Raw genomic sequence first — 1,039 nt, 5'->3', positions numbered from 1 at the left:
TCCAAATCTGCCATCAAAATTATTAAGTAAAGTAGTTACCCCCTTAGCGTAGTAAATTTCATCTATTCCCAAAAATTTGTTTAGAGGATAGCCTCCTAAGTATAAGATAATACCAATTAAAACTACAAATATTCCTAAATAAAGAATTTTCTTTATAAACCTCGCAAATATTTCTTCAGTTTTGATAAATCTTTTACCTATACGATAAGTAAAATAAAATGTCGATAAATCTCTTAAGTTCGAAATAATTGCCTGAATTGGCCCTCGTCCAAATGCCAAAGATGACAAAGAAAATATCATAAGAACTATAAAAGAAATATCAACTTTAGATAATTTATCTACCTTTTTCAAACAGAGATTAATAGTCCAAACAAAAACCATCGGAACTTGAGTGAGATAAGTTAAACCTGACAGATTCCCTGTTAAATGAGACCCAGTACCTATCAATAAATTTTGAAAAACCAGTATTAAAATAACTGAATACGGAACAAATTCATTTTCTAGTAAATTTGAGCTTATAATACCAGCTAATACAGAAAACACTAAAGAAATCTCAAAAAAACTTGTTGCAGCTCCTACCCAAATTCCTGAAAAAAGCAAAAATATAACTGTTACTTTTCTTATTAGTATTTGGTTATTAGTTACTTTTATTCCTGCGTTACTCAATACTACTATCCCTTCAACTTCGTTTTTATCGACTCATAAAAGTTATCACCAATCCAGCGTCGAATTTTAATTTTTAGAGATAAAAATTTATCTTTTCCTTTTTTCCAACCACCATCATAGTGATGAATAGAAAATGTATTTTCTGTAATTACTAATTTCCTAGTTTCAAGACTTAATGGACATAAATAATCTGTCGGAAGGATAGTTATTCCTTGTAAATCCTGGTTAATATCTTTTTTTTGTAAACCAAATCTTTTTAACAAATTAGTTGTGTAAGTCACACAAGTAGTAGTACCATCAAACTCAAGTTCAGCATAAACCTCTAAATTTGCTTTAACTATTTGGTGGTTTTTTATAGCTCCAAATCCTTGGC

At 29.3% G+C, this 1,039-nt stretch carries 2 protein-coding genes; both read right to left on the bottom strand.

Annotation, left to right across the window (positions count from 1 at the left end; translation table 11 throughout):
* Window positions 1–666: hypothetical protein (locus tag ABT114_RS50505; protein ID WP_351154158.1), on the bottom strand; the 666-nt coding region annotated here is incomplete at its 3' end.
* A 5-nt stretch (window positions 667–671) separates the two neighbouring features.
* On the bottom strand, window positions 672–1,039 hold a 368-nt coding region (locus ABT114_RS50500; protein ID WP_502988553.1), incomplete at its 5' end, for a hypothetical protein.

It is taken from the genome of Streptomyces sp. NPDC002088, assembly GCF_040296605.1.
In the GTDB taxonomy this organism is placed as follows: Bacteria; Actinomycetota; Actinomycetes; order Streptomycetales; family Streptomycetaceae; genus Streptomyces.
Note: the sequence above shows the minus strand (reverse complement) of the source record. Positions and strands in the feature narration are given on the sequence as shown.